Annotated in this window: 1 protein-coding gene; it reads left to right on the forward strand. The window is 48.9% G+C overall.

Going from position 1 to position 11,239, the window contains the following annotated elements; all coding sequences use genetic code 11:
* Positions 1 to 468: 468 nt before the first annotated feature.
* Positions 469 to 11,232, forward strand: a complete 10,764-nt coding sequence (gene srfAA / locus KXD37_RS16575) for a surfactin non-ribosomal peptide synthetase SrfAA (RefSeq protein WP_263463662.1) — start codon at positions 469 to 471, stop codon at positions 11,230 to 11,232.
* Positions 11,233 to 11,239: the final 7 nt, after the last annotated feature.

An 11,239-nucleotide genomic window follows, 5' to 3' on the forward strand; every position in this document is an offset into this window, starting at 1 on the left:
GCGTGAGAGCGCATTTTAAAAATTTTTATTTTTCTGTAAATAATGTTTAGTGGAAATTATTGCGGCATCCCGCAAAAATATCCCAGTGAATAAACTGGAATCTTTTCGGTATCCCGCATGAAACTTTTCACCCATTTTTCGGTGATAAAAACATTTTTTTCATTTAAAGTGAACGTTAGAAAGGTTAAAAATATTGAAAACAATGAAGAAATAGGCAAAAATGTTTCACTTTAGGGCAAGAGGGCTTGCGGTCTTTATCTGCCTGTGCCTGACACCGCAATCAATGCTTACGGCTGGCTATTTTTAGGTCGCTTTGTGTTTTTTGTTTAGATGCAACGCTTTTGAGAAGTAGTACTTTTGGCTTTTTGAGCAGTTAGTTCATTAGATTCAAAAGCTGTCAAAGGATACGAAATAGAAATAATCCTGCACATGTTACAGATTATTGAAGATTAGGGGAGGTAAGATAATATGGAAATAACTTTTTATCCTTTAACGGATGCTCAAAAACGAATTTGGTATACAGAAAAATTTTATCCTCATACGAGTATTTCAAATCTTGCGGGGATTGGTAAGCTGGTTTCAACTGAAAAAATTGACTGGAAGCTTGTGGAGCAAGCGATTCAAGAGTTTGTCCGCAGAAATGACGCAATGCGCCTTCGTTTGCGTCTCGATGAAAATGGAGAGCCCGTTCAATATATAAGCGAGTATCGGCCTGTTGATATAAAACATACTGACACCACCGGAGATCCGAATGCGATAGAATCTATTTCACAATGGGGCCGGGAGGAAACGAAAAAACCTCTGCCTCTGTACGATTGTGATTTATTCCGTTTTTCCCTGTTTACCATCAAAGAAAATGAAGTATGGTTTTATGCAAATGTTCATCATGTGATTTCTGACGGGATCTCCATGAACATCCTCGGAAACGCCATTATGCACATTTACTTGGAATTAGCAGGCGGATCAGAAACAAAAAAAGGAATCTCGCATTCATTTATCGATCATGTTTTGTCTGAACAGGACTATGCTCAATCGAAGCGGTTTGAAAAAGATAAAGCGTTCTGGAACAAGCAATTCGAAAAGGTGCCTGAACTCGTTTCCCTGAAACGGAATGCCCCTGCAGGCGGAAGTTTAGATGCTGAGAGATTCTCTCAAGATGTGCCTGAGGCGCTGCATCAGCAAATTTTATCCTTTTGTGAGGAGCACAAGGTCAGCGTTTTATCGGTATTTCAATCGGTGCTTGCCGCCTATTTGTACAGAGTCAGCGGCCAGAATGATGTGGTTACAGGAACATTTATGGGCAACCGGACAAATGCGAAAGAGAAGCAGATGCTCGGCATGTTTGTTTCTACGGTTCCGCTTCGGGCAAACATTGACGGCGGACAGGCGTTTTTTGATTTTGTTAAAGACCGGATGAAGGATTTAATGAAAACTCTTCGCCATCAAAAGTACCCGTATAATCTTCTCATCAATGATCTTCGTGAAACAAAAAGCTCTGTGACAAAGCTGTTTACCGTTTCTCTTGAGTATCAGGTGATGCAGTGGCAGAAAGAAGAAAATCTTGCCTTTTTGACTGAGCCTATTTTCAGCGGAAGCGGATTAAATGATGTTTCGATTCATGTGAAGGATCGATGGGATACTGGGAAACTTACAATTGACTTTGACTACCGTACTGATTTAATGACGCGCGAAGAAATCAAAATTGTTTGTGAACGCATGATGACATTGCTTAAGAACGCACTTACGCACCCGAATCATACGATTGATGAATTGACGCTGATTTCTGAGGCGGAGAAAGAGCGGCTGCTATTGCGGGCTGGCGGTGAACCGGTCAATTACCGCAAGAACATGACGATTCCGGCGCTGTTTCAAGAAAAGGCTGAATCGCTTGCTGATCAGCCTGCGGTTGTGTTTGAAAATCGAGCATTGTCCTATCGAACGTTACATGAACAATCATCACGCATTGCCAGTGTGCTGAAAGATAAGGGTGTCCGTGCAGACAGCCCGGTTGCCGTTTTGCTCGGACGTTCTGAACGAATGATCACGGCCATTATGGGGATTTTAAAAGCCGGCGGAGCCTATGTGCCGATTGACCCCGAGTTTCCGGCAGAGCGCATCCAATTTATTTTGGAGGACTGCGGTGCGGATTTCGTCTTGACTGAATCGAAGGTTGCGTCTCCAAGTGCATCTGCTGAGCTTATTGACTTTGATCAGGCGATTGCAGGCGGTACAGATGCTATTTCGGATGTCAATCTGAACGCTGGTGATCTTGCCTACATTATTTATACGTCGGGAACAACCGGACGTCCAAAAGGAGTGATGATCGAGCATCGCCAGGTTCATCATTTGGTTGAATCTCTGCAGCAGACCATTTATCAGAGTGAGAGTCAGACCCTGCGGATGGCATTGCTTGCGCCGTTCCACTTTGATGCGTCAGTGAAACAGATTTTCGCGTCGCTCCTTTTGGGACAGACCCTTTATATTGTACCGAAGAACACGGTGACGAATGGCGCTGCTCTTGCTGAGTATTACCGCAGATACGGGATTGAGGCGACGGACGGAACACCGGCCCATCTGCAAATGCTGATTGCTGCGGGAGATTTGACTGGTCTTAAGCTCAAACACTTACTGATTGGCGGGGAAGGTCTTTCTTCTGTTGTGGCGGACAAGCTTCTGACATTGTTCAAAGAAGCGGGTGCCGTTCCTCGTTTGACCAATGTGTACGGGCCGACTGAAACGTGTGTGGATGCTTCCGTTCATCCGGTCCACCCGGACAGTTCAGTTCAATCAGCGTATGTGCCAATCGGTAAAGCACTTGGGAATAACCGCTTGTATATTTTGGATCCAAAAGGCCGTCTGCAGCCGGAAGGCGTGGCGGGCGAGCTTTATATCGCGGGTGACGGTGTAGGACGAGGCTACTTAAACCTTCCGGAATTGACAGCTGAGAAATTTTCACAAGACCCGTTTGTGCCCGGTGACAGCATGTATCGTACCGGAGATGTGGTGCGCTGGCTTCCAGATGGAACGATCGAATATTTAGGAAGAGAAGATGATCAGGTCAAAGTTCGCGGATACCGCATTGAGCTTGGAGAAATTGAAGCCGTGCTTCAGCAGGCGCCTGATGTTGCCAAAGCTGTCGTCTTGGCGAGGCCTGACGACCAAGGGAATCTTGAGGTTTGTGCGTATGTTGTGCAAAAGGGGGGAAGCGAATTTGCTCCAGCACGTTTGCGGGAACACGCGGCAAAACAGCTTCCTGACTATATGGTGCCGGCTTACATCACAGAAATCACAGAAATCCCGCTCACACCAAGCGGTAAAGTTGACCGCCGCAAGCTGTTTGCGCTTGAGGTAAAAGCGGTAAGCGGAACAGCTTATACCGCACCTCGAAACGAAATGGAAAAAGCAATCGCTGAGATTTGGCAGGATGTGCTGAACGTTGAGAAAGCCGGGGTCTTTGACAATTTCTTTGAAACGGGCGGTCATTCATTGAAGGCCATGACGCTTTTAACAAAGATTCATAAGGAGACGGGCGCTGACATCCCGCTGCAATATGTGTTTGAGCATCCGACCATCGCCGCTCTTGCTGAGGCGGCCGAGTGTAAAGAAGGCAGGACGTTTGCGGCAATTGAGCCAGCTGAAAAACAGGAACATTACCCGCTTTCTTTGGCGCAGCAGCGGACGTATATTGTCAGCCAATTCGAAGATGCGGGAGTCGGATATAACATGCCGGCGGCAGCTATTTTAGAGGGGCCTTTAGACATTCTAAAACTGGAACGCGCATTTGACGGATTAATCAGCCGCCACGAGTCGCTGAGGACGTCATTTGTGCTTGAAGGCAGTACGCCGAGACAGCAAATTCATGACAGTGTTCAGTTCAACATCGAGATGATTGAAAGAAGCGGCCGCTCAAATGAGGAGGTTATGACTTCTTTTGTCCGCCGGTTTGACTTATCGAAAGCGCCGCTGTTGAGAATCGGATTGATGGAGCTTGAAGAAAACCGTCATATGCTTCTGTTTGATATGCACCATTTGATTTCTGACGGTGTTTCCATCGGCATTATTTTGGAGGAACTGGCACAGATTTACCGCGGTGAACAGCTTCCTGAGCTCCGTCTTCAGTATAAAGATTACGCCGTCTGGCAAAGCGCGCAGGCTGCTGAAGGATACCAGGAGGATCAGGCGTATTGGAAGGAAGCCTTTGCGGGTGAGCTTCCAGTGCTTCAGCTTCTATCCGATTATCCGAGACCGCCTGTCCAAAGCTTTGAAGGAGACCGGGTTTCCATCAAGCTGGATGCGGAGTTAAAGAATCGCCTGTATCGTTTAGCTGAAAAAAATGGAGCCACACTTTATATGGTCATGCTGTCAGCCTACTATACGCTCCTGTCTAAATATACCGGGCAGGATGACATCATTGTCGGCACTCCTTCAGCGGGCAGACATCATTCTGATACAGAGGGCATTGTCGGCATGTTCGTCAATACGCTCGCGATTCGCAGCGAGGTGAAGCAGGATGAGACCTTTAACAGCCTGCTCACACGTGTGCGCCAGCAGGTCCTGAATGCTTTTTCTCATCAGGATTATCCATTTGAATGGCTTGTTGAAGACCTGAATATACCGCGTGATATCAGCAGGCATCCATTGTTTGACACGATGTTCAGTCTCCAAAACGCAACGGCGGGCATTCCGGCTGTCGGTGATTTGACATTGTCGATTCATGAGACCAATTTCAACATTGCCAAATTTGATGTAACGGTTCAGGCAAGAGAAACGGACCAAGGCATTGATCTTGATTTAGACTACAGCACCAAACTGTTTAAACGAAGCACGGCAGACAGGCTGCTCACGCATTTTGCGCGGTTGCTTGAAGATGTAGCGGCTGAGCCTGAGAAACCAATTTCTGAATACAATCTTCTATCTAAAGAGGAAGCCGCTTCACAAGTTCAGCAGTTTAACCCGGAAAGAACGCCTTATCCGAAAGACAAAACGATTGTTCAGCTGTTTGAGGAGCAGGCTGCCAAAACGCCGGATCGTCCGGCACTTCAATATGAAGGACAATCGCTCACATATCGTGAGCTGAATGAACGGGCCAACCGTTTAGCGCGCGGCATTCTTTCAATGGGAGCAGGCGAAAGCAGGACAGCGGCCGTCCTATGTGAACGGTCAATGGATATGATTGTGTCAATCCTGGCGGTATTAAAATCCGGTTCGGCTTATGTACCGATTGATCCGGAACACCCGATTCAGCGGATGCAGCATTTCTTCCAAGACAGCGGAGCGAAAGTGCTTCTCACCCAGAAGAAATTAAAGGCGTTAGCGGAAAAAGCGGAATTCGAAGGCGTCATCGCGCTCGCTGATGAGGATGATAGCTATCACGACGATGCGCAAAACCTCGCTCTGCCGTTTGATTCGGCGGCTATGGCCAACCTGACGTATACATCCGGAACGACAGGAACGCCAAAGGGGAATATCGTGACACATGCCAATATTATGCGCACGGTTAAGCAGACGAATTATCTCAGCATTACGGAACAGGATACGATACTCGGCCTCTCAAACTATGTATTTGACGCATTTATGTTTGATGTGTTCGGTTCTCTTTTAAACGGCGCGAAGCTTGTCATCGTTCCGAAAGAAACAGTTCTGGACATGGCTCGTCTTTCTCGTGTCATTGAGCGGGAGAACATCAGCATTCTCATGATCACGACAGCTCTGTTCCACCTTCTTGTGGACTTGAATCCGACATGCTTGTCGACTTTGCGCAAGATTATGTTTGGAGGAGAACGGGCTTCTGTAGATCATGTGAAAAAAGCGCTGCAGACCGTTGGAAAAGGCAAGCTGCTTCACATGTACGGCCCATCTGAAAGCACGGTTTTCGCGACGTATCATCCGGTTGATGAATTGGATGAGCACACGATGTCCGTTCCGATTGGAAAACCGGTCAGCAATACGGAAGTATACATTCTTGACCGCGCGGGACATGTTCAGCCTGCCGGCATCGCCGGAGAACTGTGTGTCAGCGGGGAGGGCCTCGTGAAAGGCTATTACAACCGACCTGAACTGACTGAGGAGAAATTTGTGCCGCATCCGTTTAAAAAAGGCGAACGCATGTATAAAACAGGTGACTTGGCAAGATGGCTGCCGAATGGCGATATCGAATTTATCGGAAGGATCGACCACCAGGTGAAAATCCGAGGACAGCGCATTGAGCTCGGAGAAATTGAGCACCAGCTGCAAAGCCACGATCGTGTGCAGGAGAGCGTTGTGCTTGCCGTCGATCAAGGTGCGGGAGACAAACTGCTTTGCGCGTATTTTGTCGGACAGGGTGAAATTACAGCGCAAGAGCTGAGAGAGCATACGGCAAAGGATCTGCCGGCTTACATGATTCCTGCGGTATTTATCCAAATGGATGAGCTGCCTCTGACCGGAAACGGAAAAATCGACCGTCGGGCGCTTCCGCTTCCTGACGCCAACATCTCAAATGGTGTTTCATATGTTGCGCCGCGCAATGAAATAGAACAAAAAGTGGCAGACATTTGGGCACAGGTGCTTCAGGTTGAACAGATCGGCATCTATGACCAATTCTTTGATATCGGCGGACACTCGTTAGCGGGCATGAAGATGCTTGCCTTGATTCATCAGGAACTGGGCGCCGAGCTTTCTCTGAAGGATCTTTTCCAATCACCGACCGTTGAAAGCTTAGCGCAGGCTATTGCCGCCGCTGAAAAAGGAACAGCGATCAGTATCAGACCGGCAAAGAAACAAGAGACTTATCCTGTTTCTTCTCCGCAAAAACGGATGTACGTGCTTCAGCAGCTTGAAGGAGCGGACACAAGCTACAACATGCCGTCGGTTCTGCGCCTGAAGGGTCATCTGGATGTTGAAAGGCTCAAATGCGTAATGAATCAGTTAATGGAGCGCCATGAAGCCTTCCGAACAACCTTTGAAATAAAAGACGGAGAAACGGTGCAGCGAATCTGGGATGAAGCAGCGTTTGATATGGCATATTTCGAAGCTCCAGAAGAAGAGACCGAGCGGCTCGTTTCTGAGTTTATCCGTCCGTTCACACTTGACCGGCTGCCGCTGTTCAGAATGGGGCTGATCAAGCTTTCAGAAACTGAGCATCTGCTGCTGTTTGATATGCACCATATTATTTCTGACGGAGCGTCTGTCGGCGTGCTGATTGATGAACTCTCGAAGCTGTACGACGGAGAAAGCCTTGAGCCGCTTCATATTCAATATAAGGATTATGCCGTGTGGCAGCAGCAGTTTATTCAGTCCGAGCTTTACCGGAAGCAAGAGGAGCATTGGCTGAAGGAGCTTGAAGGAGAGCTGCCGGTGCTGACTCTTCCAACTGATTACAGCCGTCCTGCGGTTCAAACGTTTGAGGGAGACCGGATTGCATTTTCATTAGATGCAAGAAAAGCAGATGCTCTTCGCAGGCTTGCGAAGGAAACGGATTCCACATTGTATATGGTTCTTCTGGCATCTTACAGTGCGTTTTTATCAAAATTGAGCGGGCAAAACGATATCATTGTTGGCTCGCCGGTAGCCGGACGCTCTCAAGCAGACATCAGCCGCGTCATCGGCATGTTTGTCAATACGCTGGCGCTGCGCACGTATCCGAAGGGCGATAAGACGTTTGCGGATTATCTTGGCGAAGTGAAAGAAACAGCACTTAGCGCATTTGAAGCGCAGGATTACCCGCTTGAGGAACTGATCGGAAAAGTTCAGGTTCACCGTGACACAAGCAGAAACCCTTTATTTGACGCAGTATTTTCTATGCAAAATGCGAACATTAAAGATTTAACGATGAAAGGGGTCGAGCTTGAACCGCATCCGTTTGAGCGGAAAACGGCCAAGTTTGATATCACGCTGACAGCTGACGAAACCGGCGAGGGGCTCACATTTGTTCTTGAATACAATACGGCGCTGTTTACAACGGAAACGATTGAACGATGGAAGCAATACTGGATTCAGCTTTTAGGAGCAGTAACAGAAAATCCAAACCAGCCGCTTTCCGGCCTGTCACTCGTCAACGAAACAGAAAAACAAACGCTCTTGGAGGCATGGAGAGGGAAAACACTGCCTGTGCCGACAGACAAAACGGTTCATCAGCTGTTTGAAGAAACGGCTCAGCGCCACAAAGACCAACCGGCTGTTACGTATAACGGGCAGTCATGGACGTACGGTGAGCTGAATGCGAAGGCGAACCGTCTGGCGCGGATTCTGATTGACTGCGGCATCGGCGCGGATGAGCGCGTCGGCATTCTCACGAAGCCGTCGCTTGAAATGTCCGCTGCGGTGCTCGGCGTCTTAAAGGCGGGAGCGGCATTTGTGCCGATTGATCCTGACTATCCGGATCAGCGGATTGAATATATCCTACAGGACAGCGGCGCGACGCTTCTCTTGAAACAGGAAGGCATCACAGTGCCGGACAGCTACACGGGCGAGGTCATTCTTCTTGACGGCAACCGCACGATCCTGAGTCTGCCGCTTGACGAAAACGATGAGGAAAATCCGCAGACCGACACAACCGCGGATCACCTTGCTTATATGATTTATACGTCAGGAACGACCGGACAGCCGAAGGGTGTTATGATCGAGCACCATGCGCTTGTGAACCTGTGCTTCTGGCATCATGACGCGTTCGGCATGACGGCGGAGGACCGCAGTGCGAAGTACGCGGGCTTCGGGTTCGACGCTTCCATTTGGGAGATGTTCCCGACCTGGACGATCGGCGCCGAGCTTCATGTCATTGATGAAGCGATCCGCCTTGATATCACCCGCCTGAATAATTATTTCGAAACGCATAACGTCACAATCACGTTCCTGCCGACACAGCTGGCGGAACAGTTCATGGAGCTTGAGAACACGTCACTCCGCGTGCTTTTGACCGGAGGGGACAAGCTGAAGCGTGCGGTTAAGCAGCCGTACACGATTGTCAACAACTACGGGCCGACAGAAAACACTGTCGTTGCCACAAGCACAGAAATCAACCCGGAGGAAGGCTCGCTTTCCATCGGAAGGGCCATCGCCAATACGAGAGTGTACATTCTCAGCGAAAGCCATCAGGTTCAGCCGGAGGGCGTGGCCGGAGAGCTTTGTGTGGCGGGACGCGGACTGGCGCGCGGCTATCTGAACAGGGAAGACGAAACCGCGAAGCGGTTTGTCGCCGATCCGTTTGTGCCGGGTGAACGCATGTACAAAACAGGCGATTTGGTGAAATGGACGGGCGGCGGCATTGAATACATCGGCCGTATCGACCAGCAGGTCAAAGTCCGCGGCTACCGAATTGAGCTGTCAGAAATTGAAGTGCAGCTGGCCCAGCTTTCTGAGGTGCAGGATGCGGCAGTGACAGCTGTAAAAGATAAAGGCGGCAATACAGCGATCGCGGCGTATGTCACACCGGAAACAGCTGACATAGAAGCGCTGAAGTCAGCGCTCAAGGATACCCTGCCGGACTACATGATCCCGGCGTTCTGGGTGACATTAAACGAGCTTCCGGTTACCGCAAACGGCAAAGTAGACCGCAAAGCGCTGCCGGAGCCGGACATCGAAGCAGGGGGCGGAGAATACAAAGCGCCGTCCACCGACATGGAAGAGCTGCTTGCCGGCATTTGGCAGGACGTGCTCGGTATTTCTGAAGTCGGTGTCGGTGACAATTTCTTCTCGCTCGGCGGAGATTCTATTAAAGGAATCCAGATGGCGAGCCGCTTGAACCAGCACGGCTGGAAGCTGGAAATGAAGGATCTCTTCCAGCACCCGACGATTGAAGAACTGACACAATATGTGGAGCGTGCCGAAGGCAAACAGGCAGACCAAGGCCCGGTGGAGGGCGAAGTTATCCTGACGCCGATTCAGCGCTGGTTCTTTGAAAAGAATTTCACGAACAAACACCATTGGAATCAGTCGGTCATGCTTCATTCTGCGAAGGGCTTCGATCCTGAACGGGTTGAAAAGACATTGCAGGCACTGATTGAGCATCATGACACGCTGCGCATGGTCTACCGCGAGGAACAAGGGGAGATCGTTCAGTTTAATAAAGGGCTTGATGCTGTGTCTGTCCACTTGGAGATCGCCAAGCTTGAGGGGCAGGCTATAGATCATGAAGACCGCATAGAGAGAGAAGCGGAGCGTCTGCAAAGCAGCATCGATTTGAATGAAGGCGGCTTGTTAAAAGCAGGCTTGTTCCAAGCAGAAGACGGAGATCACTTGCTGCTTGTGATTCACCACTTAGTGGTTGACGGTATATCGTGGCGGATTTTACTGGAGGATTTCGCCGCGGTTTATACACAGCTGGAGCAAGGGAACGAGCCGGTTCTTCCGCAGAAAACCCATTCGTTTGCGGAGTATGCGGAGAGATTACAAGACTTCGCAAATTCTAAGGCCTTTTTGAAAGAAAAAGAGTATTGGAAACAGCTTGAAGAACAGACTGTCCCGGTGAAGCTTCCGAAGGATCGCGAATCTAGTGATCAGCGAATGAAACATACAAAGACAATCGAATTTTCGCTGACTGCTGAAGAGACAGAACAGCTTACCACCAAGGTGCATGAGGCTTATCATACAGAAATGAATGATATTTTGCTGACGGCATTCGGATTGGCGATGAAGGAGTGGACAGGTCAGGAGCAAGTGAGTGTTCATTTAGAGGGGCATGGACGTGAAGATATAGTAGAAGGCCTGACCATTTCCCGGACAGTCGGCTGGTTTACGAGTATGTTCCCGATGGTGCTGGATATGAAGCACGCGGATGATCTGGCTTATCAGCTGAAGCAAATGAAAGAAGACATCAGACATATCCCGAATAAGGGAGTGGGCTACGGCATTTTGCGCTATTTGACGGCGCCGGAGCATAAAGAAGGTGTGGCGTTCTCCATTCAGCCGGATGTCAGCTTTAACTATTTAGGTCAGTTCGATGAAATGTCGGATGCAGGTTTATTCACGAGATCAGAGCTGCCGTCAGGACAGTCATTAAGCCCGGAAACGGAAAAACCGAACGCGCTTGATGTTGTCGGATATATTGAAAACGGAAAACTGACGATGTCACTGGCCTATCACTCTCTCGAATTTCATGAAAAAACGATACAGACATTCAGTGACAGCTTTAAGGCCCATCTTCTTAGAATCATTGAACATTGCCTATCTCAAGATGGCACGGAACTGACGCCGAGTGACCTTGGCGACGACGATTTGACGCTGGATGAGCTTGATAAATTAATGGAAATTTTTTAATAGAGGT

Origin of the sequence: Bacillus sp. XT-2, from assembly GCF_025696525.1 — a bacterium.
GTDB lineage: Bacteria > Bacillota > Bacilli > Bacillales > Bacillaceae > Bacillus > Bacillus halotolerans.

Coding starts and splice junctions, on each gene's coding strand:
- srfAA (WP_263463662.1), top strand. CDS start 469: ATGGAAATAACTTTTTATCCTTTAACGGATGCTCAAAAACGAATTTGG.